Annotated in this window: 19 protein-coding genes and 3 pseudogenes; 6 read left to right on the forward strand and 16 right to left on the reverse strand. The window is 57.1% G+C overall.

Translation table 11 applies throughout. The annotated features are described in order from the left end of the window. Positions 1-3 precede the first annotated feature (3 nt). The 3 genes from IPK32_04120 to IPK32_04130 form a co-directional block, all read right to left on the reverse strand. The gene (locus tag IPK32_04120; protein MBK8091185.1) at positions 4-411 is read right to left on the reverse strand and encodes a hypothetical protein; all 408 of its coding nucleotides are present in this window, start codon (positions 409-411) and stop codon (positions 4-6) included. Between the two features lie 257 nt (positions 412-668). Next, on the reverse strand, positions 669-815 hold the full coding sequence (locus IPK32_04125; protein MBK8091186.1) for a transposase: 147 nt from the start codon (positions 813-815) through the stop codon (positions 669-671). 12 nt (positions 816-827) lie between these two features. Then, the gene (locus tag IPK32_04130) at positions 828-1,733 is read right to left on the reverse strand and encodes an ISL3 family transposase (GenBank protein MBK8091187.1); all 906 of its coding nucleotides are present in this window, start codon (positions 1,731-1,733) and stop codon (positions 828-830) included. A 220-nt stretch (positions 1,734-1,953) separates the two neighbouring features. On the opposite strand from IPK32_04130, the pseudogene IPK32_04135 reads away from it, so the two are divergent. After that, a pseudogene (locus IPK32_04135) lies at positions 1,954-2,986 on the forward strand (IS630 family transposase). A gap of 245 nt (positions 2,987-3,231) precedes the next feature. Here the strand turns inward: IPK32_04135 and tnpA are convergent. The 9 genes and pseudogenes from tnpA to IPK32_04180 form a co-directional block, all read right to left on the reverse strand. Beyond that, positions 3,232-3,666, reverse strand: a complete 435-nt coding sequence (gene tnpA, locus IPK32_04140) for an IS200/IS605 family transposase (protein ID MBK8091188.1) — start codon at positions 3,664-3,666, stop codon at positions 3,232-3,234. Between the two features lie 123 nt (positions 3,667-3,789). Then, entirely contained in the window at positions 3,790-5,184 is a 1,395-nt protein-coding gene (locus IPK32_04145) for an IS1380 family transposase (GenBank protein MBK8091189.1), read from the reverse strand. A 215-nt stretch (positions 5,185-5,399) separates the two neighbouring features. Further along, positions 5,400-6,218: a UDP-2,3-diacylglucosamine diphosphatase LpxI gene (lpxI, locus tag IPK32_04150; GenBank protein ID MBK8091190.1), complete on the reverse strand. Its 819-nt coding sequence runs from the start codon at positions 6,216-6,218 to the stop codon at positions 5,400-5,402. A 60-nt stretch (positions 6,219-6,278) separates the two neighbouring features. Beyond that, positions 6,279-7,106: a hypothetical protein gene (locus tag IPK32_04155; GenBank protein ID MBK8091191.1), complete on the reverse strand. Its 828-nt coding sequence runs from the start codon at positions 7,104-7,106 to the stop codon at positions 6,279-6,281. A 50-nt stretch (positions 7,107-7,156) separates the two neighbouring features. Next, positions 7,157-8,348, reverse strand: a pseudogene (gene kbl / locus IPK32_04160) (glycine C-acetyltransferase). Next, positions 8,345-9,559, reverse strand: coding sequence for a DUF3472 domain-containing protein (locus IPK32_04165; protein ID MBK8091192.1), 1,215 nt, complete (start codon positions 9,557-9,559; stop codon positions 8,345-8,347). The pseudogene kbl and the gene IPK32_04165 overlap by 4 nt, the downstream one beginning before the upstream one ends. A 72-nt stretch (positions 9,560-9,631) precedes the next feature. Then, positions 9,632-11,809: a cytochrome c biogenesis protein CcsA gene (ccsA, locus tag IPK32_04170; GenBank protein ID MBK8091193.1), complete on the reverse strand. Its 2,178-nt coding sequence runs from the start codon at positions 11,807-11,809 to the stop codon at positions 9,632-9,634. A gap of 175 nt (positions 11,810-11,984) precedes the next feature. Next, a complete protein-coding gene (locus IPK32_04175; protein ID MBK8091194.1) occupies positions 11,985-13,286 on the reverse strand; it encodes a cytochrome c biogenesis protein ResB in 1,302 nt (433 codons plus the stop codon). Between the two features lie 36 nt (positions 13,287-13,322). Further along, positions 13,323-13,976 carry a hypothetical protein gene (locus IPK32_04180; GenBank protein ID MBK8091195.1) on the reverse strand — a complete coding sequence of 218 codons (654 nt, stop codon included), beginning with the start codon at positions 13,974-13,976 and terminating at the stop codon, positions 13,323-13,325. 157 nt (positions 13,977-14,133) lie between these two features. Between IPK32_04180 and IPK32_04185 the strand changes: the two are divergent. From IPK32_04185 to IPK32_04200, 4 genes and pseudogenes are all read left to right on the forward strand, one after another. Then, positions 14,134-14,685, forward strand: a pseudogene (locus IPK32_04185) (glutathione peroxidase). Positions 14,686-15,065: 380 nt separating this feature from the next. After that, positions 15,066-16,979, forward strand: coding sequence for a tetratricopeptide repeat protein (locus tag IPK32_04190; GenBank protein MBK8091196.1), 1,914 nt, complete (start codon positions 15,066-15,068; stop codon positions 16,977-16,979). A 66-nt stretch (positions 16,980-17,045) separates the two neighbouring features. After that, positions 17,046-19,556 (forward strand): PSD1 domain-containing protein, encoded by a 2,511-nt coding sequence (locus IPK32_04195; GenBank protein MBK8091197.1) that lies wholly within the window; start codon positions 17,046-17,048, stop codon positions 19,554-19,556. 19 nt (positions 19,557-19,575) lie between these two features. Continuing rightward, the gene (locus IPK32_04200) at positions 19,576-21,009 is read left to right on the forward strand and encodes a DUF1501 domain-containing protein (GenBank protein MBK8091198.1); all 1,434 of its coding nucleotides are present in this window, start codon (positions 19,576-19,578) and stop codon (positions 21,007-21,009) included. On the opposite strand, the gene IPK32_04205 is transcribed toward IPK32_04200, so the two are convergent. Together IPK32_04205 and IPK32_04210 are read right to left on the reverse strand one after the other, a co-directional pair. Then, positions 20,966-22,351, reverse strand: coding sequence for a hypothetical protein (locus IPK32_04205; protein MBK8091199.1), 1,386 nt, complete (start codon positions 22,349-22,351; stop codon positions 20,966-20,968). The two genes, IPK32_04200 and IPK32_04205, sit on opposite strands and share 44 nt — an antisense overlap. Positions 22,352-22,437: 86 nt before the next feature. After that, positions 22,438-22,956, reverse strand: a complete 519-nt coding sequence (locus IPK32_04210) for a hypothetical protein (GenBank protein ID MBK8091200.1) — start codon at positions 22,954-22,956, stop codon at positions 22,438-22,440. Between the two features lie 490 nt (positions 22,957-23,446). On the opposite strand from IPK32_04210, the gene IPK32_04215 reads away from it, so the two are divergent. Continuing rightward, positions 23,447-23,716, forward strand: a complete 270-nt coding sequence (locus IPK32_04215) for a tetratricopeptide repeat protein (protein MBK8091201.1) — start codon at positions 23,447-23,449, stop codon at positions 23,714-23,716. 178 nt (positions 23,717-23,894) lie between these two features. Here the strand turns inward: IPK32_04215 and IPK32_04220 are convergent, their stop codons facing one another. Both IPK32_04220 and IPK32_04225 read right to left on the reverse strand, forming a co-directional pair. Continuing rightward, positions 23,895-24,584, reverse strand: coding sequence for a hypothetical protein (locus IPK32_04220; protein MBK8091202.1), 690 nt, complete (start codon positions 24,582-24,584; stop codon positions 23,895-23,897). Beyond that, the gene (locus tag IPK32_04225; GenBank protein ID MBK8091203.1) at positions 24,550-26,472 is read right to left on the reverse strand and encodes a hypothetical protein; all 1,923 of its coding nucleotides are present in this window, start codon (positions 26,470-26,472) and stop codon (positions 24,550-24,552) included. The genes IPK32_04220 and IPK32_04225 overlap by 35 nt, the downstream gene beginning before the upstream one ends. Between the last annotated feature and the right edge of the window lie 131 nt (positions 26,473-26,603).

A 26,603-nucleotide genomic window follows, 5' to 3' on the forward strand; every position in this document is an offset into this window, starting at 1 on the left:
CGGTTAGTAACTGGCCTGCAGCACCTCCGCGACCAAAGGATCACCAGGCTCCACTTCATTTGCACGAGTGAGATAATGCCTTGCCTGCGACATCTCTTTTTGAGCATGATGGACAATTCCCAAGAGCTTGAGGGCTTTAAAATGCTGTGGATTGTACTGGAGGATGCGGTGTAGCCACTTCGCCCCTTCCCCGGTCTTGCCAGTGCAAGCCAGGGCAAAGCCTAGATGAGCATATACAATCAGGTCATGCTCCATACGCGGAGGCTCCACCACGATTCTCTCACACTCATCCACACAATCCTGCCAGCGTCCTAATTTTGCAAAACGCTGGGCTCGATTGTATCTGGTCAAAAAAATGTCCAGGGCGCATTCAACCGCATGATTGTAGCTTTCTAGGGCTTTCTCATTCATCCCCGCTCTCGCCTGTAGTGTCCCCAGATTCAGCCAAGCCACAAACTTCTTAGAGCTTTGAGCCGTCGCATCGGACCAAAGGGTGATCTCATCGGACCATACGTTATTCCTCAGGCAAGTCGCTACCGCCAGAGATGCAGCAGCTACACTCACAATACCGCACTTCATCAGTCGCAGAATCAACGGAAAACCGCACACCTGCCCCACTAGCCAGTCCACCAAAACGCAGACAAAAATAAAAAGGTTCTTCGCGGGCTTTAGTGGGTGTGGGAAGGCTTGAGATCTAGTCTGCCGCAATGGAAGAGGATGCGCACGCGGTAGTTGGCGAATGAGCGGAAGCCTCTTGCCGCGCTTTTGATCGCCTGGATTCGACTATTGACTCCCTCGCTCGCTGCGTTGGTGATGCGGTGCTTGACCTAGTTGAGTATCTCCTGCCAGTGCGCGTCGATGAGCCGTGCTACCTTCTTGATAGGCTCCAGCCTGCTGCTCATGACTGCTTTGCGCCAACCTTTGTAAAACCGCTCCGCCGCTCCGGCATAGAGGTAGTTCCAGAAGTGGCGGAAGTCTTCCTTGTAGTGCCACGCTCGGCTGGTTTTCAGATCCAGCTCGTGCAGCTTGCGAAAGCTCACTGCCTCGCTGCTACGCTTGTCGGCATGGGTGCGCAGCCATTGGTATTTGCTCCCTTTGAGTGTGTCATCCCCCAGACCCATGAGCCTCTTGTGCTCGTCTTTGCGCACGCGGTCCACCGCTGCGTTGAGATGGGCGCTGATGTGATAGCGGTCATGCACGATGTCGGCTTCCGGCAGCACTTGCCGTGCGGCTTTAAGATAAGCGTCCCACATGTCCATGGCCACGGCTTTGATTCGGCGACGATGGCTTTCGGGGATCTGCTCCAGCAGCGCGACGGCGTCTTCGTGCTTGCGCCCGTGCACCACCTCAATCACGCGAGCAGATCCTTCACTGAGATCATTGAGTGTGGTGATGTAGTCGTGGCCGCTGCCAAAGCTCTTTTGCCTCGCTACGCTCGCCCTACGGGCAGCCTGCGGCTGGCTATCTCCGCTGCGCTTCGGTTCATCCATCCCTGCATACTCAAAACCATCTAGGCTGCGCCTCACCAGTCCACGCTTCACTGCCCGCTCCATGAGCCGATGTGCGCCTTCCCAGCCGATGCGCAGCAGTTCGCACGCTTCGCGGGTGCTCGCCGCGCTTTGTAGCACGGCAACGCCAAACGCCTCAAACATCCAGGTGAAGGGTGAGTGTTTGCCCGCCCATGGCACCTCGATGGTTTTAACACCGCAATGCTCGCACTGACAGCGCGGCACGCGGGTTCGCAGGCTCGGTCTCAAACTGCATGGTGTCGAGATGCCGCCACTTCCTCTCCGGGGCGTGATCGAAGATGCTGCAACGCCTCTGGCATCCAGGACAGATGACCGCCAAGCCACCTCTGTGTCGAAGCCTGATACAAACCGTGCGTGCCTCCAAACTTACTAATCCGGTAAATAGATAGCACGCATTATGAGGATGTGGTAATGGTGCGTCCGCATGAAAGAAGACGGACGCAAACTAAGCAAGGAACAACAGGTGGAAGCACGTCGCCGGGCGATGCTGCTGGCCAAAAAAGGCTGGAGTGAACATGACATTGCCGAGGCGGTGGGGGTGCATCCCCGCACTGTCCAGCAGTGGAAGCGGCACCAGCGCCAACACGGCACCGCAGCCCTGCTGTGCGACGAGCGCGGCAGGAAACATGGGGATAAACGGCTCATGAGCGCCGAGCAGGAGAAGGAAGTGCGCAGGCTCATCACCGACAGGTTGCCCGAGCAGTTGAAGCTGCCCTTTGCACTATGGACCCGCAAAGCTGTCGCCCAACTGCTGGACAAGCGCTTCGGGCTCAAGCTGCCCATGCGCACCATGGGGCTGTATTTGAAGCGCTGGGGGTTCACACCCCAGAAGCCATTGAAGAAGGCCTACGAGCAGCGACCCAAGGAAGTCCAGGCGTGGCTGGAGCAGAAGTATCCGCAGATCGCAGCTCAGGCCAAGGCGGAAGGGGCCGAGATCTATTGGGGTGACCAGACCGGGGTCAACAACCAGCCCAATGCCGTGAGAGGCTACGCACCACGCGGAGAGACGCCCGAGATAAAGCAGATGTCCAAGCGCTTTGGTAGCTCGATGATGAGCGCGGTGAGCAACCGGGGAGTTCGCGGTGGATGGTTTACAAAGGGGCACTGGACGCGCGGCTTCTCATCCGCTTTTGGAGCGGATGGTTCGCTCGATGCAGGGGCGCAAAGTGTATCTCATCCTCGACAACCTGCGGGTGCATCACAGCAAGCCGGTGAAGGAGTGGCTGGAGCAGCATCAGGAGCAGATCGCGGTGCATCACCTGCCCAGCTACAGTCCAGAGCTCAATCCCGACGAGAGGCTCAACCGTGCGCTGAAAAGCAAACTGGGAGTGCTACCCGCCGCCCGGAGTGAGCGGGAGCCGCAAAAGCAGATCATCGGCCAGATGCGCTCATGCCAGAGGCTGCCAGAACAAGTCCGTGCCTTCTTTAAATCTGCCTCAACCCAATATGCAGCTTGATGTGCTATCTTAGTGCCGGATTAATAGCTTCACCTCCTGCACCTCCCAGTCTTTGTCGAGGCCGAGGAGTAGATGATAGTGCTGTTGCAGGCTTTGATCGTGCGGCATTTATCCTCTTTACCCCAACTTCTTCACCCATCAAAACCCGCGAAGAACCAGTCAGATACCCCCGGCAAAGCCGGGGGCTTGTAATATGTTAACCGCTCAAAGCGGGTTGTTCTGTGCTTGGGGCCGCCAGTAGGCGGCTAGGACCCGTTGAACATCTCTAGTTGTTCGAGACGCTTATCCTCCTGCTCCTGGTTTTGAATGTACGCTCGCACCCCCGCTTCATCTCGACCCACCGTTGAGACGAAGTAGCCCCTCGCCCAAAAGTGTTGCCCCACGAAGTTTCGTCGTCGTCCGCCATATGCCCGTGCCAGATGTATCGCGCTCTTGCCCTTGATGTAGCCTACCACCTGCGATACCGCATACTTCGGCGGCACGCTCAGCAGCATATGCACATGATCCGGCATCAGATGGCCTTCCTCCACGCGGCATTCTTTCTGCTCCGTAAGCGATCTGAATACCTCACCTAAATATGGACGCAGCTCTTTGTAGAGCACTTTGCGCCGACATTTCGGGATAAAGACCACATGATATTTACATTCCCATTTCGTATGATTTAAACTTTGTTGTTCCATTGATTTGCTTGGTTTTGTGTCACTTTGAGCGGTCACACATCACCAGCCATCCGGGGACTCCCGGAACTGTCAAACTCTGGGAGTCCCCCAGCAAAACTGGGGGTTTTCCTGGATAAACCCGGATTATGCAATTGAGTAAGCGAACGGCGGTGGGCGAGCCTCGATTTGGCGGAAGATAGCGTCCATCCAGGGACGTTTTTTGCCAGGCAGTGAGAGCTTGAGCACTCGCTTTCGAGCGTGTTGTCTGACCCAACCGCCTATTGCAAAGCAATAGGATCGCAGCGTCACCAAGGTGGCTTGATTGTGACTGTTGAGTCCAAAATGCCGGAACAGACTCATCAGATTATAGGCCACCATGATGAAGCGGAACGAGGCCTCCTTGGCCCAAAGCCGAGCTGCCCGGCGGGCAGCGAGACAGACTGCACGCAGTGCAGCCCGCAGGGCGAGGGAGCCGTGAGGCGGCGACCGAGTCAACTCCTGCAGGCAGAACGCGTCGAGGCCGAAGTCTTGCTTCAACTCTTTGATCCTGTTCTCGCAGTCGGCCCGAGTGTTGTAGATGTACCATATCTGATCGAGCGGCAGGTCGAGATTGGTCACATACAGGCTAAAGCGGTAGTCGGGCAGGTCGTCGAAGAGCAACTTGCCTCCGGCCTGTGAACGGCGACTGATCTGCTTACGCACCACAATGTGCCGACGCGCCTTGGTCTTCGGATCGGCTGACTGATGCCGCCACTCTTTGACTGCGATGCCGGGGCAGATTTCCACCCAGTCCTTCATGCCGTGGACCTCGTTCTTGATGTTGGAGTAGGCCCGCGCGGCGATGATGTAGTTGAGGCTGCGCTCTTCCAACGCGCTCAGGATTTCGTCAGTATAAAAACCGCTGTCGCCACGCACGAGGCCCACCTTCACTCCCGCGAGCGCCTCATCGAAAGTCTCGCGCATGAACTCGACGCAATTGGAGCACGCTGCCGTGTTGCCCGGGCGCAGCCATGCGTTGGCTACCATGCGTGTCTGGCTGATGAAGGCCATGAGCGGATGGTGCGAGTTGCGCCCTTTGCGGTTGGGGTTGTAGCCCTTGGCAGCGCCTTCCTGGCTGCCATCGCGCGTGATGACCGTGCTGTCGAAGTCCACCGTCACTGCTCCCACGTTGATTTGCGCAAAGAACCACTTCTGTAATGCTGGGAACACCACCGTGTTGCGTGCCTGAGAGAACTTGCCGAAGAATCGGCTGTAGGTGCTTTGGCTCGGCAGGCTCTCATAGCCAAAAATGGCTGCGAGCGTTTGATCCTGGCGCAACCAATCGCAGTGGATGTAGCGACTGGCTCCCGTCCAGATGCTGAGCCAAAAGCTTTCGATGATCTGCACCGGATCATACGCTCGATTCGACCCGCCTTGAGGCAGATCCAAGGTGGCCAGATGTTCGCGGATACCAGTCTGATCCACAAAACGCTTCATCAACGCCATGCCGCCAAAGGGCGTCACAGGCTTGTCGGAGTATTCAATCGGTAGATTCACCATCACGGTGATTCTGCCACACGCGTCAATCCCTCGTAGTAACACCCCCTCGCTTCACTCCAGCTACTCTATTGCATTATCCAGGTTAAATAATGAAGGGGTCGAATAGTGCCCATTCGACTTCGCTCACATCGCTGGGGTAGTGACGTTCCATCCTCCGCCTTACACTCAATTATGGCCGCTCACATCTTTTAACGGACAGGCTCTAAAAAGTGGACTCAGGCCAGTGAGATCACGCTGACTTTGAGCTCGGTGCAGAGTCGCAGCACCTCATCGCGGCCGAGGATGAGGGTCATGCCGGCTTCCACGGCGATGAGATCGACTCCCGCAGCTGCAGCGGTGCGGATGGTGTCTGGACCCACGACGGGGACATCAAAGCGCATGTCTTGATTGGGCTTCGACACCTTCACCATCGTCGCGCCACCGCGTCCGAGGGCTCCGCCGCGCTTTACGGCCTCATTGGTGCCTTCAAAGGCCTCCACGGCCAGTACGGTGCCGTTTTTTACCACCACGGTCTGCCCGATGTCGAGGCGGCTACTTTCCTTGGCAATTTTGAAACCATATTCCGCGTCTTCTTGACGCCGTTTTTTGATTTGCGGCCCCGCGACGTGGCCGGCGCTGGGCATCAGGTTTTCGAGGAAAGTCGTCGCTGGGAGCAGGGTGATGCCATCTTTGGCCATTTCGCTGGCGATGCCGCCAAAGAGCGTTTCCGCGTTACGCTGCTTCAGTTTCGCCATCATGATCAGCGTGCGCAGATCTGGCCGTAGGTCGAAAAGGTTCTTTGGGGCGATCTGGCCCACCATGACGGTTTGGGTCACGCCCTGCTTTTTGAAGAAAGAAATCATCTTTCCGAGCTGCCCGACGCGGAACCACTCGATGGCGTCCACCATGCCGGCCAGCTCCGGCTTCGTTTCATTGGTAAAGGCCGCTGCGACGAGTTTCTTCACGCCCGCCTTCCGTGCCGCATGGACGAAGGTCTCCGGGTAAACGCCGTTTCCGGCGATGAGGGCGATGGTATCGAGATTCGGGGCGATCATTCGGGAATTCTGGCCGGATTCATCGCCGCACTGGTGGGCGGCTTCAACGCAGAATCCTGATCAAAAGAGCAACGGCTGGTTGTCATCCTCTTGGGGGCGTTTCGAGCGGCCTTTGCGTGGCTTTGGTGCTTCGGCGTCGAGTTCCAGTGGTGGGGGCTCCTGGATCTCTGCTGGCGGCTGCGGCTTCTCGATCGGAGGAGAAAGCGTCACGGGCTCCATTTTCGGCAAAGTGTAGCTGGGTTCTTCGATGGGCTCCTCTTCTTCGGGCGTGGGTTCCTCTGGCAAGGGGGCCTCGATAGGCTCCGCTGCTATCACGGCGGGTGGCGGGGCGGGGAAGTCCTCCAGGATTTCCTGCGCTGTCGGTGCTGGAGCTGTGTCCTCCAGTGGGGTGATGTCCTCTAGCTCAGTGATGGCCTCATCTGTAGCTGGTTCTGGCGTTAAATCTGTGACCTCGGGCTCAGGTGGGGATGGGATATGCTTGGTTTTTTTGGCATTGCGTAACTTCCGTTTCGTTACTATGGGCTGACCGTCTTCCTGGCGGCGGCGAAGGCGATGCTCCTCGACTCTTCTGGCGGTGAGAGAGCGGATTCGGGAGTCATTTCCATTATGCCGGGCAAAACGTGGAAAGGATAGCTTATCTCCTGCTTCGACTAGCCAACCGCAGGCGATCAGAGCCTCGCAAAAACCCTTCCGATCACAGAGTTTATCGAGAAACTCTTTTGTAACGCTTAAATCGTTAGGATTTACCCGATTCAGCTCGGCCCAGGACCATAGACGCACCAGCTTTCCGACCACCGCATCGGCGGCGATTTTCAGCTTGGAGGCGATGGCACAGATTTCCGGTTTGTCGGGTGTACAGACTTCGATTTTGATCCAGGGGCGGCGCATGCGGCGCTATGCAGCCGCTGACGGATCGCGTCAACGCAACACTTATGGCGTTACACTTTCAGGTTGACCTTGACCGCTGAAAAGGCTCTCACCGCACGCTCCAAATCCTGCCGAGTATGTGCGGCGCTGATCTGCGTGCGGATGCGTGCCTTCCCCTGTGGCACCACTGGGTAACTGAAGCCGATCACATACACGCCATGTTCCAGCATTTGCTCTGCGAACCGAGCCGCCAGCGCCGCATCCCCGAGCATCACCGGTACGATGGGGTGCTCACCGGGCACGATTTGGAATCCGGCTGCCGCCATTTCCGTGCGGAAGAAGCGAGTATTCGCCTCCAGCGTGTCGCGGAGCCGGGTGGACTGCCGCAGTAAATCCAGTGCGGCGATGGATGCGCCTGCGATGCTGGGACAGAGCGTGTTGCTGAATAGATACGGCCGCGAGCGCTGCCGCAGCAGCTCGATGATCTCCCGCCGTCCACTGGTGTAGCCGCCGCTGGCTCCGCCGAGAGCTTTCCCGAGGGTGCCGGTCAAAATGTCGATCCGGCCCATCACCCCGGCATGCTCATGCGTGCCGCGTCCGGTCTGGCCCATGAAACCGACGGCGTGGGAGTCATCCACCATCACCAGGGCGCCATATCGCTCCGCTAGATCACAAATCGCCCGCAGTGGGGCGATGTAGCCATCCATCGAGAACACACCATCCGTGGCGATCAGCTTGAAGCGGGCACCTTGGGCATCGGCAGCGATCAGTTGAGTCTCCAGATCGGTCATGTCGCAGTTTTTGTAGCGGTAGCGCTTCGCTTTGCACAGGCGCACGCCGTCGATGATCGACGCATGATTCAGGCTCATCACTGATGATGGCATCCTCCGGCCCGAGGAGGGTCTCAAACAGGCCGCCATTGGCATCGAAGCAGGAGCCATAGAGGATCGTGTCCTCGGTGCCGAGGAAGTCGGTCAGGCTGGCCTCCAGCTCCTTATGCACGCCCTGTGTGCCGCAGATGAAGCGCACACTCGCCAGTCCGTAGCCCCAGTGCTCCAGCGCCTCATGCGCGGCCTGCCGCACCTTGGGATGCTGGGCTAGGCCGAGGTAGTTATTGGCGCAGAGATTGAGCACTGCCGCGCCGCCATTTGCCCGCACCAGCGTGCCTTGGGGGGTGGTGAGCACCCGCTCTTGCTTGTAGGTGCCTGCCGTGCGGATGGCATCGAGCTGGGCGGAGAGATGGGTTTGGAATGCGGGTGTCATGGCAGCTTTAGGGTCGGTGCTACATCCGCAGCGGGGCGGGTGAAGGGTGTGCCATAAGGTGTGGAGCCCTCCACGAAACCACCGTGTGAGAGGAAGAAGCGCCCCTTTTCCACCCCCATGAAGCGGTCTAGGCGCTGCTCTTTGCCTGTGGGGTCGTGGCTGAACTTCGCGGTGGTTAGCTCGGTCCACTTGCCATCGGCATCGGCGATCCATTGTGGCCCGTAGAGTGCTTTGCGCTGGAGGTGGCCATTTTGACCGCCGAAATTCTCGCTGAAGGAGTGCAGGCCGCGCAGGTATTTGCCGTCCTTTGGGGCACGGAAACTGGCGATGAGCATCCAGGCCCGCTTTTCCGGGTGAAACCAGTAGCCGCTATACGTCGTGTGCTCGCCCACGGGCTTCACCGCGACCACGAATTTCTGCGCCTCGCCGGTCTTCCACGGATAGACGAGGTGCGAGTGCCCGCCCGTGCCCTCATGGCCGAAGACGCTCGCGACCACGCCTTCCCCTTTCTCGATGAGCTGCGTCTGGTCATCCTTTGCCACGGTGGAGCGGTCGATGGCGTTGCTGCCATTGCCCGCATCCCAGATGGAAAAAATGATGCGTCGCTCGGTGCCAGAATTCACCTGCATGCCGAAGTAACCGCGTGAAAAGCCACAGGCCATGTAAAATGTGTGCAGGGGCTCCTCCACCGCCGTCACCTCGTTGTAGAACAGGGAGATCTTCAGATCCTTCGGCGTCGGATACATCAGATGCACGGAGGCCGCATTGCGCCGCGGCTCCAGATTGAAATGCGCATCCTGGGCAGCAGGGCCGTCTAGGATGAGGGCCTCGATGCTGCCCCGGCCATCTGCATCGCTCGGAGAGGTCAGCTCGATGCGCACATAGCCTGCCTTCGTGATCTGGAATTCGCCAAAATCGGCCACCCCACGCGTCACCACTGCCTCGTGGCCTGTTTCAGCTACCTGGAGCCTTAAAGCGCGGCCGTCATCGCCTGCGACACGTAAATTCGCGGTGAGCTTGCCGGGCGTTTTGATCTCTCCGAACCACAGCAGGTGCTGTTGCTTATCCTTCCAGCCTGAGATGCCCTTTTCTCGTGAGATCTCCACTCCGTGGAAATCCGGCTCCGAGTAGGCGGTGAAGGCTGGGACACGAAGCTCGGCCTGCACATGACCGATGAGGGCGAGAAAGAGATAGGGGGCGATGGAGCGCATGGTTTGCCAGTATATTGGACATATATCCTGTATTTTGGCAAACGAGATTTTCTAAGCCAGGCCTTCAGAGGCTCACGCAAGGCTCTCTTTCTCCGTCGCAGCACGCTTGGTGCGGTCCGACCAGGCCAAAATCAACCCGTAGAGCATCAGCGCGGCCTGGGAGACCCAGTACCAATAAATTTTCGGCCAGATGCCATCGGTAAAGCCATAGGCGTGCAAGCCCACACCGAGCTGATTCACGCCGAACCATGAAAAGATCACGATGCAGCCCAGAGCCAGATTGCAGCAGTGCAGCCCTACCTCACGGATGTAGCCACCGAGGCGGGCATGCAGGATCACGAGGCACATGAGGCAGATCATGAGCGCACCATTCTCCTTCGGGTCCCAGCCCCAGAAGCGGCCCCAGCTATAATTGGCCCAAATACCGCCCAAAACAGTCCCCACCAGCGAGAGGAACAATCCGGCGCAAATGAAGCCATAAGCCACACGGGTCAAAAAGCGTCCGTCATCGCTCTTCGGGCCGATTTTGCCAAAAAGCCGCTGGGCGAAGTAGATCATCGAAATCAGCGCCGCGACCATGCAGGCCGCGTAACCCAGATTGATCAGCGGCACATGGGTGGAGAGCCAGAAATTCGTGATCAGCACTGCCTGGAGCTGCTGGAGGGTATCTGTGGCCTCGCTGGCCTCAAATTGGATCGCGAGGAACATGCATGCCGTGCCGCCGATGGCTGCCACCAGCAGTCCCAGGCCGCGTTTGGTCATCCACTCCGCCAGCAGGCCAAATAGCGCCACGGAGGAGCCGATGAAGAGGATCGTCTCATACAGCGTGGTGATGGGAGGACGCTGCATGATGATGCAGCGCACCACCACACCCGTCACCGCATAGCCCGTGGCCGCCAGCAGCAGCAGCCAGGCGCCGATCTTTGCGATCCGTCCGAAACCCGACTCTGGCGCGATCCACGTCAGCGCCACCAGCACCAGCCCCACGAGGAAAAGCCACTGCGCATAGAAAAAGTAGTCCGCCTTCATCGCATGCCGCTCCAGTGCGATGTACTTCCCCTCACCGCGTGCCTTTGCTGCATCTTGGATTTTTGTGAGCAGCGCTTTGGCTGTGGATTTGAATTTCTCGGCATCTGGGAGTGCGAGGAAGATGTTTTCATAGTCTGCTAGCCACGCGAGTTGTTCTGGCGTGGCTTCTTTGTCGCTGTTGATGGTGCTGAAAATGATTTCACCTGGTCCATGCCATTGTTCATCCTCTTTGGCTGCGGGCGGGAAGATGCGCAGTTGTTGCTCTGAATTGCCACTCATCATCGCACCGAGAGCTCCTTGGCCAAAAGAGCGGAACCACGGCTTCTGCATCGGAGGCACGTCGCCTTTGCGAATGTCGGCAGCGAGCACATTCAGGCTTTTGGAAAGGCGTAGCGGCTTTTCGACTCCTGCGGGCAGGGCTGATTCGTTTTTACCCACAGGCGATCGCACAAAATCGAAGTGCCCGGTGATCATTTCATAGTCCAGGTAGTTCGCCGCGAGCTGCACAATCATGCGCTGCTCGGGGGACTGCTTTTTGGCTGGGATTTCGCGATACTCGGCCATTTTGTCCATCAGCGTCTGCCGTGCGGGCTCGATCTCGGCGGAGGTGTATTGATCGCGCTTGGCTTTGGCGGTGAGGCCCAGCTCCGTGATGGCGGAGGAGTTATCCACTTTGAAAAGCGGCACCGTTTTGGCGATGTCGGGGCGGAACCAGCTCATGAGGAGCCATTCCATCGCACTAAGCTTCATGGGCTTGCCTGGTTCCCTCTCGATGGGCTTTTGCGTGGCCGGGTCGATCAAAGGTTTCCCCTCCATCTCACCCGTGTCGGTCAGCCAGATGCTGCGCCGGGCGCGGAACTTCAGCAGCCGATAGCTGGCGATGTTTTCCAGAGGCTTGATCCGCCCTGACTCCTGCACCGGGATCGCGGCGAAGGTGTCCACCACTTCCTTGTCACGCAGGAGATCGAGTGAGGGCAGTCTGGAGGTAGCTGAAGATGCTGGAATGATGGCGCGACGGCGCGGATCCTCTGCGGGCTTGTTTTCTGATGCCGGGACCACGCCGCCGCCTGAGGGGAGGAGTGTCCGCCTCCTGGCCTGATTGGCCGGGGCTTCCTGAGCTGGCACGAGACCACCAGACTCAGGAGTCGCTTTAGGTGCCTCCTGCGCCGTCAGGGAAGCGACGGATAGGGCAAGGGTGATAAGATGAAGGATGCGATTCATGACTTGGACACGGTTGATACAGGATTAACAAGATTCACAGGATTACAGGATTCAGTTTCAAGCCGCTTGGGATTCATGGACGAAGCTTGGCATCTCCCAAAGGGAGCGAGTGCACCAAGGTAAATCCTGCATAATCCTGTCATCTTGTTAATCCTGTCTAAAGAGCGTTCGAGGTTCAGAGCAGCTTCCACATCGCGAGGGCGAAGGCGGCATTGAAGGTGAGGATGAGGCCGATGGAGAATTTCCAGGGCTCCACTTTGATGAAGCGGGCCAGCATCATGAGGAAATGCAGCAGCAGGCCTTCCGCGACGATGATGCAGGAGATGAGCGGCCAGTGATCCGAGGGATTCTCCACGATCTGAAAGCCGCTGCTCTTCACGCCACTGCGGCTACGGCTGCCATCATCAAAGCTCTGCTGGAACACGGCGTAGCCACCGCCGCGCACAGGCTCATTCATTGTCACCACGCGTTTCTCTTCGCGGCCTTCGGTGAGCTTTGTCACCCAACTGGTGAAGCGCCGTGCACGCTCGGTGCCGGGGTGTTTTTCCTGCTCGGTCTTGTCCAGCTTCAGGGCAAAGGGCAGGCGGAAGCTGCGGCGGCGTAGATCGATCAGATATTTCTCCGTGCCCACTGTCACGGTCCACGGCGCAGCGGCGAACTCCCACAGGATGCCTTTCTGCTCCGCGCCGGTCTTTTTGTCCTTCACGATGGCCACACAGGCGCTGGAGAGCTGCTCATCGGCTTGTGCGGAGCCTGTTTCATCCAGCACACTGATTTCTTGGATGAAATAACCATCCACGGCATCGCTGCGGCTGCCGTCTTTGTCGCGGCGGGGCTGCGCATGGCGCTTCCAGCCCGTGATCATGAGATCAAACGGCAGGCTCTCGTGCGTGAAGGTGCGGCCCTTGCCTGGCTCCAGGTCGCGGTAGCTCGATTCGTCGATCACCAGGGCGCTACGCTTCGCTTTGTCATCCGCAGGAGCTTTTTCGATCTCGATCACGCGGTCATGGAAGCTCTGGAACTCATCACCCGTCTCGCCCTCACGCAGATTGAGAATGCCCTCGGTGGCAAAGTGATACGTCACCGCGCCGGAGGCGATCATGAAGAGGATGCCGAAGTGCGAGATTACCACACCGATGGTCTTGGGCGACTTGCGGATGCGGATCAGGCCCCCGAGCAGCATGTTCACGAACAAAATTGTCATCAGCGTGTAGCCGCCGGGCATGATGGTAACGGGCACGGAGAATTTCCCCAAGTCCGTGATCGACAAGGCCCGCAAGCAAGCCGCCACGTCGATCCGATCGACGAAAAAGGATTCAAAATACCGAGCTTGGCTTGCCACCAGTCCATACTCCGCCTGCTCCAGCGTGCCGAGGAAGGTGATGAGTAGGAGCAAGGCGAGTGCGACAGTCGCGAGTCCGAAACTGGAGAGGAAGGCGATGAGTTTCGCGAGAGGAGATGGAGTGGGCGAGGACACGATGAGAAAAAGGACAAATGATGAGGGACGATTGCGTCACTCCTTCGGGAGGTTCGGTTTGATGCTCTGGCAGAAGGCATCAAAGGCGGCGGTGTTTTGCTCCACGAGCGCTTTGGGGCCGGTGAGCTTCACAAATATGGTCGCCTGTTCGGTGCTGTGAATGATGCCTAGGAGTCGGTAGCCTGTTTTTGCGGCTTCAGCTCCGAAACCTTTGAAATCACCGTCAAAGGCCACAAAAGAGCCATCGCGATTGAAGAAGGGCTTTTTGGCCAATTTGGCGATCTCATCGGCGGAGTAGGCGGGTTGGCCCATCTGCGTGCGCCAGCGGTTCACATTGGCCTCTAGGCCGCCTGCATTCCCCGGCATGAGCGAGATGTAGCACTCGCCCTCCTGCGCTGGGCCGAATCGCAGATCGACCAGGCGCATGCCTGCTGCGTCCGGCTTGTCGGACTCGCTCCAGCCCTCTGGGATCGTCCATGTCAGCAAATCACGCAGGCTGGGCCGTTGTGCGGATTCCTCCTCTGCGGTGTCATCGAAGAAGCGGGTGGCGCTGGGGATGTCTGCGTGCGTCTTGGCCGCGTGCTCGGAAATCTGCCGTGTCTCCGTGATGGCGACACGTTCGCCGAGCCGGTCACAGGCCGTAGTGAGCAGTGCCGCGAGTGCTGCACCGCATGGAAAGAGGTTTTTCATCGAGAGGAAACGCATGAGGGGGGCGCAGACTTAGCGGGCAAATCGCATGCTCAAAGATGAAAACCGAAGAATGACTTTTTTCTTCCTTCTTCCCAGCCCCCTCTCCGGGAATGATCTGTCGTATGATTTTGCCACAATACACGTTTTGCTAGATCCCATGAAATTACTCACTTTCACCGCCACACTGCTCGCTGCCGCCTCTTTGCTCGCGGCGGATGCCCCGAAGTCCGTCTATGATGTCCCGCTAAAAGACATCACTGGCAAGGACACCTCCCTCAAAGCCTACCAGGGCAAAGTGATGCTCATCGTCAATGTGGCATCCAAGTGCGGGAACACGCCGCAATACACCCAGCTCGAAGAGCTGAACCAGAAGTTCCAAAAGACGGCCTCGCCGTGCTGGGCTTCCCCTGCAATGACTTTGGCAAGCAGGAGCCAGGCACCAATGTCCAGATCATGGAATTCTGCTCCGAGAAGATACAAAGTGACCTTCCCCATGTTCGACAAGGTCGTCGTGAAAGGGCCTGAGAAGCATCCGCTCTATCAGGTGCTCAGTGGCCCAGATTCTCCCTTTCCAGGCGATGTGAAGTGGAATTTTGGCAAATTCCTCGTCGGCAAAGACGGCAAGGTGCTGAAGCGCTTCGAGCCCAAAGTGAAACCTGATGCCCCCGAAGTGGTCTCCGCCATCCAGGAGGCACTCGCGGCCAAGTAAGAGCCTACCTACCCGCATCTCTGGCTGCTAAGTGGGACCACTGCGCACGGTCGTGTGCAATGCTACGCGGGTGTGTCCACGTAGCCCAGCTCGGGGATGTAGCCGCTACCGCTAGCAGAGGATGCAGCCACTGCTGTCTGCATCCTCATGGCCGCATCACGCTAGATTGGTGTGCTGTGTCAGCATGGAGATCAGGCTGTCAGAACCACACTGACCAGTCATGCCAATGGCCATGACATAGAGCAGGTGCTCGTGATGACGAAGCCGGATGTGATAGATGCACGTCTTGTAGCAGGCCTCGTGGGGACATTTGTGGCCTTGTAGGCCACGCTGCTTGTGTTTTGTAGAATGACGCCTCGGTCTGGCACTCTGCGGGTGTCATGACCAAGAGACTATTCACCCCAAAAACGCCCTCGATGCACACCGAGCCTCCGGCTGCGGTCACTGCGGAGAGGGGTGATCCGGCTCCGGCATTTCGCACGCCATGGCGCATCCATTTGCTGATAGCCGCAGTGATGGGGGGACTCTGTGCATGCCTGTATGGCTGGACCGCAGACTTCCCATTCCTTTTCGATGACATCGTCTACATGACGAAGAATAAGCTCTTCATGGAGGCACGGTCGCTGCCGTATTTGACGGACTTTACGGCCTTTGCCACCTGGCCTGGAAAGAACTGGGAAGACCCCGATCTGGCGCTGAACATCATCATGCGGCCTGCGGCCTATCTATCCCTGCATCTCAATTACATGCTGGATGGATTTCAGCCACGGTGGTTCCGAGTGGGGAATATGGCGCTCCACGCGGCCAATGGTTGGCTGCTCTACTGGCTGGTGATGCTGTCCGGGCGCAGCCTGGTGGAAAAAGGCCTGCTGCGGGCTCAATCAGCGCGGTTCATCGCGGTGGGAGCCTCACTGCTTTTCCTGGTGCACCCATTGGCGACAGAGTCCGTGACGTACGTCATTCAGCGCTTCACCTCGATGGCGACATTTTTCATACTGGCATGTCTGGTTTTGCATCTTCACTCCATTGCAGTGGAGAGCAGGAGTAAACGAGCCTGGTGGCGTGCTGCGGCTGTGCTGTGTGCGCTTTTAGGCATGCAGACCAAGGAGACCGCCGTGACCGTCCCTCTGCTGGCGGTGCTTGTGCATTGGCAACTGCTGGGAGCTGGATTGCGGAGGGCACTTTGGAGCGGCCTTCCGCTGCTGCTTTGTCTGCCGCTGGTGCCTGCATTGGTATGGAAGACATCTGGAGCGATCCATGGAGGAGACTGGGACCTGCTGACGGCACTAAACATCGTGAACTACAAAAATGCGCCGCTGCCGGTGCTGACCTACTTCATCACACAGATCACGGTGGTGGCAGACTATGTGCGCCTGCTGCTGTGGCCGAGTGGGCAGAATGCGCTGCCTGATCCGCCCGTGTATTCCACGCTGTGGAATGCCCGGGTGCTCATCTGTGCGGCGGCGCTGGCATGTTTGCCTGGGCTCACCTGGCTGGTGCGCCGCTCCCAGGGTGGGGAAGGACATGGTCGGCTCATGGTGGTGGGAGTGCTGTGGTTTTTTGCGACTATTTCGGTGAGCTCCAGCGTGGTGCCACTGCCTGATCTGATGGCAGAGCACCGCGTCTATTTGCCATCCATCGGCATTTTCATTTTCATCGCTGCCTTGCTCGATCGCTTGGTGGAAAAATCGCGAATTCAAGAGGTCATGGGGAGCCGACTGCGATATGGATTCGTGGGTGCGGCTGCCGCATGCCTCGCGGTGGCGACCTGCCAAAGGAACGAAATCTGGCGTGATGAAATCTCGCTGTGGGGAGATACCGTCGCCAAGAGCCCTGGGAAATTCGTCGCGTGGACAAATTTAGGATTGGCCCAAGGCGAGGCAAATATGAAAGAGGCGGCACTCAAAAGCCTGAACAAAGCGGTGGAGTGCGATCCCAACTTATTTTTTCCCAGATACAATCGGGCGCTGCTCTACGCCTATATGGAGCGGTGGCGGGATTGTGTGGATGAGTGCAAGCGCATCGTCGTGCATCCGCCACGTAATGAAAATGACATCATTGTTTATTCCTATCTTGGCTTTGCCTCGACACGGCTAGGGCGGCTCAATGAAGGGGAAAAGTGGATGCGGAAAGTCTTGCGCTACGATCCAGATCATTTCTTCTCCCACAAGGTGCTGGGAATCATTTACTTCGAAAAGAAGTACGTTTCACAAGCCCGGCGCTGCCTACTCCGCGCCAATCAGCTCTCTCCTGGGGACCCGCTCGTCGCGGAGGTGCTGGCGGCATGTCCTTGACTCGATGCAGATGTGAAACTCTCACAGGTGGGCGGTGTTAAGTCTTCAAAACACCACCGCTTTCCCATGAAGGTCCTGTCTGCCTTGCTCACATTCTTCCTCGCTACCACGCTGCATGCCGCTGATGCCCCTGGCGCTGCTGCGCATGCAGGTATCCCAGCGGACCAGCTCGCGTTCTTTGAGAAAAACATCCGGCCAGTGCTGGTGCAGCAGTGCTACAAATGCCACAGCGCTGAGTCAGAGAAGCTCAAGGGCGGTCTCACGCTCGATACACGCGAGGGGACGCTCCTCGGCGGCGAGAGCGGCCATCCTGGCGTCACGCCGGGAAATCTCGCCGAAAGCTCGATCTACGAGGCCATCCTCTGGCAAAACGAAGACATGCAGATGCCTCCGAAGCAAAAGCTGCCAGCGGAGGTCATTGCGCATTTTCGTCAATGGATCGAAATGGGAGCACCAGACCCCCGCGAGTCCAAAATGGCCACCGCAGCCACGGGCGGCAAACGCAGCATCAATATCGACGAAGGCCGCAAACACTGGGCCTTCCAAAAACCGGTCAAAACAGCTCCTCCAGCCGTCAAAGGCACCAATTGGCCCAAAAGCGACATCGACCGCTTCATCCTCGCGGGGCTGGAGAAAGCCGGTTTGCAGCCCACAGGCGATGCAGATGCCGCGACACTGCTGCGGCGCATTTCTTTCGATCTCACAGGCCTCCCGCCGACGCCTGATGAGGTGAAGGCCTTCCTCGCAGACACCTCCCCTGATGCAGTGAAGCGTGTGATCGACATGTACCTCGATAGCGAGCATTACGGCGTCAAATGGGCACGGCACTGGCTGGATGTGGCCCGTTATGCAGAGAGTAGCGGCAAGGACAGCAACGTGCTCTACCCGCACGCCTGGCGCTACCGTGACTACGTCATCGACAGCTTCAAAAAGGACAAGCCGTATGACCAATTCCTCAAAGAACAAATCGCTGGCGATTTGATGAAGTGGAAAACCAAGCAAGAGCAGGCGGAGAAGATCGTCGCCACTGGATTCCTCGCTGTCGGTAGCAAAGGCCACAACCAGCGTGATAAGCGCCAGTTCCAGCTCGACCTCGTCGATGAGCAGATCGATGCCGTATCGCAGTCCATGCTGGGGCTCACGCTGGCCTGCGCACGCTGTCACGATCATAAATTCGACCCCGTGACCCAGCGTGACTACTATGCTCTAGCGGGCATCTTCCTCAGCAGTGAGACGCTTTACGGCACCTACAGCCAGATCCAGAATCAAAACCCCGGCACGCTCATCGAGCTCGATCGCGAGGCTGATCAAGTCGCCGCTTTGGCCAAACTCAGCCCCACAGAGGTCTCGCAGCTCAAAAAGCGCTACGAAGAAGCCCTCGCCGCCTCGAACAAAATCCGCGATGAAGTCCGCAGCATGTCTGCGCAGGAGCGGAGCACTCAGACAGCGCAGAATTTTCTGCGCATCCGCAGCTCCTTTGATCGTGCGGATGGGATGAAGGCGGATGCAGATCTGTTCTATGACGACGGCACACCCAAGACACTCGCCATGGGCGTGCTGGATCGCCCCGCTCCGATCAATAGCCCCATCCTCATCCGTGGGGAGCTCAAGCAGCCCGGTGAAATCGTCCCACGCGGCCTGATCGAAGTCCTCTGTGCCAAAGACGAGCCACGGAACATCGCGCAGGGCAGTGGCAGGCTCGATCTCGCTTTCTGGATCGCGTCCAAAGAGAATCCGCTCACCGCCCGCGTGATGGTCAATCGCATCTGGCTCAAGCTCATGGGCTCTGGACTCGTCGCGACGCCGGACAACTTCGGCGTCATGGGGCAGAAGCCCACGCACCCGGAGCTGCTCGATTATCTGGCCGTCCGCTTCATGGAAAACGGCTGGAGCATCAAGCAGCTCATTCGTGAGATCATGCTCAGTCGTGTTTACCAGATGAGCAGCACGCACCAGGTGGCCAATTTCGCTGCTGATCCAGATAATAAGCTGCATTGGCGCATGAATCAGCGTCGCCTCGATGCGGAGGAGATCCGTGATGCCATGCTCGCCGTCGCTGGAGTGATCAATTTTTATCCCACCGATGGATCGCCCGTCGCTCGTGCCGAGGAAGGCCGCGCAGGCATCATCAATCTGCTGCGTGAGGTGAACTCCCGGCCACAGTTTTACCGCAGCGTCTATCTGCCGATCATTCGTGATCAGATCCCCGAGTTCTTGACCATCTTTGACTTCCCAGATGCCAGCCTCGTCGCAGGAGATCGCGACACGACAAATGTGCCCTCGCAGAGTCTCTTCCTCATGAATAATCCGCAGGTCCAAAGCCTAGCGGATGCCTTTGCGAAGCGCATTGGCGAATATGATGGCGATCCCGCCGCCAAGCTCGCATTCGCTTACCATCTGGCCTTTGGCCGCCAGCCGAACGCAGCGGAAAAGAGTGCCATCGCCAGCTTCTGGAATCGCTTTCCGCAAGAGGTGGTCAAAAACAAACCGATCCTCAAAGACAATCTCAAAAGCGTCTCCCTTGCGGCCTTCTGTCAGGCGCTGTTCTCGAGCGCAGAGTTTCGCTATTTGAACTGAACCCCAAGCTCCACAAGCCATGAACTCGACCTCTCATCCCTTCTCGCGACGAGCAGCACTCAAATACTCTTCGAGCGGCTTTGGCTACATGGCTTTTTCTGCACTCTCGACTTGGGCTGCGGAGCAATCAGGCGTCCAGCATGGGCCACTCGCTGCCAAACAGCCACATTTCACCCCCAGGGCAAAGCATGTCATCTTCCTCTGCATGCAGGGAGCCCCATCGCATGTCGATACCTTTGACTACAAGCCGAAACTCATCGCCGATGCAGGCAAAACCGCCCCTGCCGCAGCGGGTGGTCGCGGGCAGGCAAAGCTGATGGCTCCACAGTGGGAATTCCAGCGCCGTGGGAAGAGCGGACTGTGGATTTCTGACCTCTGGCCAAATCTAGCCAAGCAGGCCGATGATCTCTGCATCCTCAATTCGATGGCTACTGATGTCCCCGCGCATCCGCAGGCCTTTTCGCAGCTCCACACCGGCACGGCGCAGTTCATCCGGCCATCTCTCGGGGCGTGGACGCTTTATGGACTCGGCACACAGAACCAGAACCTGCCGGGTTTTGTGACGATCAATCCGCCAGCCAATGCCACACGCAGCTTTGGCAGCGCCTTCCTGCCCGCGATCTACCAGGGCACCAAAGTAGGCGGTGGCAGCATCCCCGGACTGCCACAGGCACTCGCACGACGCTTCGGCGGCGGCACGGAGCAGGCCACCGTCGCGAACATCAAAAACAACCGCCTTCCCACCGAGGCGCAGCGTGAGCAGCTCGATCTCGTGCAGGCACTCAATCAAGCCACCATGCAGCAAAGCGGTGGCGTGAGTGCTGAAGTGGAAGGCGTCATCGAGAGCTACGAACTGGCCTTTCGCATGCAGGCAGAGGTGCCAAAGGTCATGGACCTCGCGAAGGAAACTGCCGCCACCAAGGCACTCTACGGCATCGGCGACGACGAAACGGACACCTTTGGCAAGCAGTGCCTCATGGCGCGGAAATTCGTCGAGGCCGGTGTGCGCTTCATCGAGATCACCCATGGCAACTGGGACCATCATTTGAATCTCAAAGCCTCCCTGGAGCGCAACTGCACCCAGGTGGACAAACCCATCGCTGGCCTATTGGCCGATCTGAGAGCACGCGGCCTGCTGAAAGACACGCTCGTCATCTGGGGCGGAGAATTCGGCCGCACCCCGCACTCCCAGGGCGATGATGGACGCGATCATAATCACAAAGGCTTCAGCATGTGGATGGCCGGCGGTGGTGTGAAAGGCGGCATGAACTACGGCCTCACCGACGACCACGGCTACGAAGCCGTGCACAACAAAATGCACATCCACGACTGGCATGCCACCGTGCTCGCCCTCATGGGCCTAGATCACGAAAGGCTGACTTTCCGCTACGCAGGCCGCGATTTCCGCCTCACCGATGTGCACGGCACCGTGGCGAAGGAAATCTTCGCGTAATGCCATCTTCAGAGAGAACCACGGATGGTGCTGATCCTTCGCCAGCGCTGAACTTCACGCCGACGCTCTTGAAGTTTTCCTTCATCTCATTGGCGAGCTGACTGAGGCTACGGCCTTCGAGAAGCACGTCGAGGTGCTTGAATGGGGCGGTATCGGGCTTCAAGTCAGGTGGCCGAAAGTCACTCGGGTAGCTAAAGCGCCCATCTGGGAAGCGCTTCACGCGTGGATCGGCAAAGAAGGTGCGCAGGGCCTGCACTTCGCCATACACGGCGTCCATGAACTTGATGAAGCGGGTACCTTTCTTGTCCCCATCCAGGTGGCAGAAGTAATACACGATGAGGTAGGAGTGGAAGTAGAGCTCGCTCATCTTGCGGTTATCCGTCTCTGCCAGCCCATCCCAGGTGGCGCGGTTCATTTTCAAATGGGTGCCCAGGCTGCGGATGCCGGTGCTATGGCCACGGCGCTCACCGTTTGCGATGTGTTCTTTGAGGCCGGTCTTGTGGGCCTCTACACGGAAGTTGCCGCTTTTATAGGGCAGGCTCTCGGAGTATTCGGCGGTGCCTTCGATGATCCACTTCGGTAGGAAGGTGAGGTAGTCATCCATGACCTGATGCGTGATCTCGTGGACGAGGGTGTCGTTGCTGTAATTGTCGTCTTTGAACCAGGTTTTGCCGCGCATTTCCAGCCCCAGGCTGGGAAAGGGGATCATGAAGACTTTTTTACCCCCCATGTACACGCCACCAGAGTTCTCTGGGCCACCTGCGGCGATGTAGTCATTCCGGGTTTCGTAGAGCTCGGCTTTGTAGCGCTCGAATCCAGGTGGTGGGCGGCAGACGATGCCCCAGGGTAGGTCGCCGATGAGCTTTTTCGTGGCTTCAAAGGTCCTCGCGACCTCCTTCATCACGCTGCCGGCGATTTTGGCCTGGGAGGTGAACTCAAAGCCCTCCGACTGATACACAAATTGCCGCGCAGGGGCATTTTCGACAGTAGGGGTGATTTCGACGGATCTCGCGGCGACTTCGACCTGCGCTGGCCAGACGCGTTTTTCGATGGGGAGCCGCGCTGGATCTGCTGCTGCCGTAGGAGCCGCTGCGGGCTGGCCAGATGCAGGCGTAAGGCTTTTCACATAGGCCTGATCTTCGGCGGAAAAGCGCGTGATAGGCAGCGTGTGCTCCTTCCCATCGCTCATGCGGATGGTGACACTGTCTGCCGTGGCAGAGACGAGCGTGGCCTGGATGATGCGCCCTTGCGTATCCTTCCATGGCCGGACGGCGTTTTGGGCCGCCAGCAGCATGGTTAGCGACAAAAAGGCAAACAGAAGACAGGGAAAGCGTGCAGGCATCACAAGTCGATTTATAAGGCAAATGTCCCAAGTTCCGCAACGCCTTGTTTCATGCTCGAAATGTGCGCCTTCAATCCAGTTCACGGTCAGAGCTGTGTAGCTATGCAGAACTGTATCCCAAGGACTGCCGTCACGATGAGGCAACCAAATACTGGAGAAATGGAACACATCGCTGAGAAGTCCATGCCTGCTTTCCGAGTCCTCAGATAAACGAACACGTCAAAAGCGAAGTAAATCACCGTCATCCAGAATGCCAACGTGCACGCCACCCGGAAAAAAGGCAATCTATAAGCGGCCAATAACAACAAGGTAGCCGTCTCCAAAATGAAGCCTCCAGCCACAAATATGAAAGCGGTAGCAGCGGTCGGCATGAGCGGCTCTGCGGGCCTGATGTAACGATCTGTATCGGCAGGGCTGCCCCACTCGTCCCCATCTCTCAGTGCGACGTGCTGTGGAAAGGTGAGCAATCGAATCCGCATATTGCGTCGTGGAACGCCAACCGCCAATCCCGCGAGATAGTGTCCACACTCGTGCACGGCAACAATGGCGAAATACGCAACGCTCCACACCGCAAGCATCCAAGGCATTTGGCTGAGGTCAGGCATATCGTGTGATGCAGTTTGGTGGGCAACATTAATCTCACCAACGTCCAAGCGGAGGGCGGGGATTGGTTCGGAGAATGATCGAACGGCCTTAGAGTGTCAAAGCCTCAACGTGTTTGGATTCTGCCTCGCGGCTTGCAGCATCGAGCAGTTCCTCGGCCAGGAGGATGTGCGCACGACGGAAATCTACACCGTGCTGGCCAAGGCGATGCGCGGGTAGATCACCAACCCGCTGGATGATCTGTGAGTCGGGAGTGGATGGCTTCACCTGAGCCTTGCTTGAGCAATGAAGCGCCCCATTGCAGGCCCAAGGTCGTCGCTCACTTCATTTCAGGAATCGACTGTAATATCCAGTCCTCATTGGAATCGGCTCTTGGACAATGTTCTAGGTAGCATCTGCGCACGCACACGTAGTTGGAGCATATGCGTTAAGGTTGGCACGAGATAAAATGGCGAAGAAATCATCTACGCCTCGCCGCAACATTAACTGTAATTGATAACGTGGCTACTTAGCAAAGCACACAACCGCCGTGGAGACTGCCTCCTGCTCTACGGCCGTGCACAGGACGCCCTGGATGCCTATGAAGCCGCGCTCGCTATCACACCAGATGATGACTACGTCCTCTACAACCGCGCCCGCGCCCACCTAGCCCTAGGAAACCCCACCGCCGCGAAAACCGACCTCAACGCCGTCCTCGACTCCAAAACCAGCCAACCCGGCGCACGCAAACTCGCGACCAAGGAACTGGAAAAGCTGAAGTAACTTTCCGTCAGCCCATCTGCGACAGCCATCGTTTAGCAGGGCAGTTGGAGCCCAGGATTATTGCCATATTTTTAAGCCTGGCCAGATCATTAAACCAGCAACGACACAGTTAACGGTAATCCTGGCTACTTGTTCGTGCTCTTGAGTAGCATCGCATCGCGCATCAGGTGACCAAGACTCACCTCCCCTTTGGCTTCATATCTTTCTGGCCTAATGCCACAGGTGTTTTAATGAGCTTATGCCTGAGCAATCCTTGGAGTGCCTGTATCATGCCGGACTGTCGGCCCGTCACTCTCTCGGATCTGGCATGATTGAATTCTAGCACATTTTTTTTGAAGTAACTGCGGATGATGTCTTTATTAGGATGAGGGTCCGCTCCTTCGAGTAAGCGCAGGCATTCAGAATCACTCAATCCGGACTGCTTCAGAACAATGAACTGCAACTCGGCGACAGGGCTGCCGTCGTAAAAATGATTCAACGCAGCAGAATGATCCGAATGTTTTGCATCTTTGAGTGCATTCATGAGCAGCATCATTTTAGCCAGCCATCCGGTTCCTGAGAATTTAGTCCCGTACCGCTGGCTGTACGCGTTGCTGATCTTCAGTACTCGCAAACGATCCCCTTTTACAAACCAGTGAGCAGTCTGTTTCTGCAAATCCAAGGCACTATAACTCGGTGCATCATCAACTGCGGCCTCCATACCAGGCATGTCGTCCTCAAGATAAGCGATCATCCAGCGCATCGGTGCCTCAACATTACTAAATAAGACCTCCTTGCCCGCGATATTTAATACCTGGCTATAGAAACGTTTAGCAGAATCAAGCGCTCCGATTTCAAGTATACCTGGACATGATGAAGGATATATCATTCCGCCCCGGAGATTTCCAATAAAGCTCCTCGAAACGCTGCACCCCTTCCAAAGAAATTTTCTGCGCATCTTGCAACTCGCCCCGCAACATGTTTCGATGCAGAAGATATGCATTTGGACAATTGTTTACGATTTCAGACAACAATTGCGGCTCCTGATTCTTGACCACATTAAGGTTTCGCACGTCAGGAAGAAACGCTAGCACAGCCCAAGCATGTGCCAGATTTCCCTCTCCACCTTGCTCCACAGCCATGCGGTAAAAAGGCACGGTCAGTTTTTCATTCGGCGTACTTGGCAGCATCGATTGCCATAGTTGCCAAGCACCATATCCCGTGCGGGTCCAATTCCTCAAAAAGCAGCCTGAGTTCGCTGGCATCCCTGTGATGGGACTCTTTTGATCTGCGGCGAAGAGCAACGGCCATGTCACTTCCCGTTGGTCTAGGTATTCAAGACGAAAGATCGGCACACTTTGAAATTGCAACGGAGCACGATGAATATCCTGCATGGTGAAGGCCAGAGAAGGTGCCGAGGCGCAAACCTCTTTGGCCAATTTATCAGCTTCTTCTTTGACTCCCAGGGCTTTGGCCAGAAAACGATATAACTGTCGCCAGTTAAGTGCGGATGTCTCCCAGCCATGAACGAGTAAATCTTCGCGCCTGGCCACCGCTAGGGGGCGCAGGGGCTGCCCATGCGTGCGAGAACCCATTTCTATAAGCTTTCCTGTCACGTCCAGGCCAGGGATGATCGCTGGCGGATTCAAACTCGATCGAAGAGCAATTAGAGCTAACCCTGACTGACTAGGGGCGCTTTTCTCCAAAGGCGCAGGGATTTCCCCCTGCATGGATGCCAATTCTTCCATCCATTCCTCCTGCGCTCGGCGCATGAGCATAATGCAATTGCCACGCAAGCCGCCCAACAGGTACGTTTCACTCAAGAGTGGCGCGCAATCCGTGAGAGAAAACAATTTCCTCTGATAAATACCGCCCAATACCTCCTCCAAACCGCTTTTAGCACCCGTTTCAAAACGTAAATGTGAGAGCAGAAATGGCAGCCCATACTCTAATCGCTGCGCCTGAGCCGCAAATAGTGCCAGATCACGAAGGGACGCAGGATAATGTCCTAACACATAATTCCACCATTCCCATGCAGTGTTGTTTTGGAAGTATCCCCCTTTCACAGAATTCCATGCCCTACTTGCTGGTATTTCACGCCCCGCTAAGTAACCAATCACACACCACTCCCGCTCTAAAGTAATGCCAGCGAGTTTTTCAGCATGGCAAAGCCATGCCGCAGCGCGTGCCAAAAGCACATGATCCAGCGTGCTGCTTCCCTCAAGTACAGGCATGGCTCCTTGCGTCAACTGACCGGCTAATTTCGCCGCATCGATGGCTTTGCGAGTAGGATCAGTCTGTGATGCATGCTTCCTGCCAGCAGCTACCGCTGAAAGGCGCGAATGCCCAGCACTGCCAATCCCCTGCCAAAAAGCTTCCGAGAGATCCGTGAGCGTTGGATTCTGTCCATCAACTTGCACAGATATGGCTGAGGTTAGCGATTCCCATGCCTTACGATAATGTACGGCCCCGCGACTCAGCGAATCTGCCGCATATGACACTTCGGTAGTATGCACCTTTTTCCCGTTGGAATTTAGCCATGCCAGCTTCCATGTACAAGCACCGTCAGGCTGAGCCAGTACAGACCAGGTTACCTCACTAAGTTTTTCACTTTCTGTTCGGTTCATCCAGGCTAGCACACGTGCGGCCTCGACAGGGAAAAGTCGCTGGGCTTTATCATGTAGATAGACCTCTGTGACGTAGTGCTGAGCGCAGAGCATCTGCGGAACAAGCCAAGCTAAACAAAATATCCAAAATTGCGGAGCGTGATGATTCATGTCCGCGTTGTCTCAGAAATGGCCAATCTTCACAAGTGCAATTTTTCTATACGACCCTGCATGCTAGCTCAGTGGGTGTCCCTGCTACTAGGAAAAGTAGCCATGCTTTAAGCCACCGCCTGGAAGACTTC

Source organism: Verrucomicrobiaceae bacterium, assembly GCA_016713035.1.
GTDB lineage: Bacteria > Verrucomicrobiota > Verrucomicrobiia > Verrucomicrobiales > Verrucomicrobiaceae > Prosthecobacter.

Coding starts and splice junctions, on each gene's coding strand:
- IPK32_04155 (MBK8091191.1), bottom strand. CDS start 7,106: ATGCGCCGCCCCTGGATCAAAATCGAAGTCTGTACACCCGACAAACCG.
- lpxI (MBK8091190.1), bottom strand. CDS start 6,218: ATGATCGCCCCGAATCTCGATACCATCGCCCTCATCGCCGGAAACGGC.
- IPK32_04180 (MBK8091195.1), bottom strand. CDS start 13,976: ATGAAAAACCTCTTTCCATGCGGTGCAGCACTCGCGGCACTGCTCACT.
- IPK32_04145 (MBK8091189.1), bottom strand. CDS start 5,184: ATGGTGAATCTACCGATTGAATACTCCGACAAGCCTGTGACGCCCTTT.
- IPK32_04120 (MBK8091185.1), bottom strand. CDS start 411: ATGAATGAGAAAGCCCTAGAAAGCTACAATCATGCGGTTGAATGCGCC.
- IPK32_04190 (MBK8091196.1), top strand. CDS start 15,066: ATGACCAAGAGACTATTCACCCCAAAAACGCCCTCGATGCACACCGAG.
- IPK32_04200 (MBK8091198.1), top strand. CDS start 19,576: ATGAACTCGACCTCTCATCCCTTCTCGCGACGAGCAGCACTCAAATAC.
- ccsA (MBK8091193.1), bottom strand. CDS start 11,809: ATGAATCGCATCCTTCATCTTATCACCCTTGCCCTATCCGTCGCTTCC.
- IPK32_04210 (MBK8091200.1), bottom strand. CDS start 22,956: ATGCCTGACCTCAGCCAAATGCCTTGGATGCTTGCGGTGTGGAGCGTT.
- IPK32_04220 (MBK8091202.1), bottom strand. CDS start 24,584: ATGATATATCCTTCATCATGTCCAGGTATACTTGAAATCGGAGCGCTT.
- IPK32_04225 (MBK8091203.1), bottom strand. CDS start 26,472: ATGAATCATCACGCTCCGCAATTTTGGATATTTTGTTTAGCTTGGCTT.
- tnpA (MBK8091188.1), bottom strand. CDS start 3,666: ATGGAACAACAAAGTTTAAATCATACGAAATGGGAATGTAAATATCAT.
- IPK32_04205 (MBK8091199.1), bottom strand. CDS start 22,351: ATGCCTGCACGCTTTCCCTGTCTTCTGTTTGCCTTTTTGTCGCTAACC.
- IPK32_04165 (MBK8091192.1), bottom strand. CDS start 9,559: ATGCGCTCCATCGCCCCCTATCTCTTTCTCGCCCTCATCGGTCATGTG.
- IPK32_04195 (MBK8091197.1), top strand. CDS start 17,046: ATGAAGGTCCTGTCTGCCTTGCTCACATTCTTCCTCGCTACCACGCTG.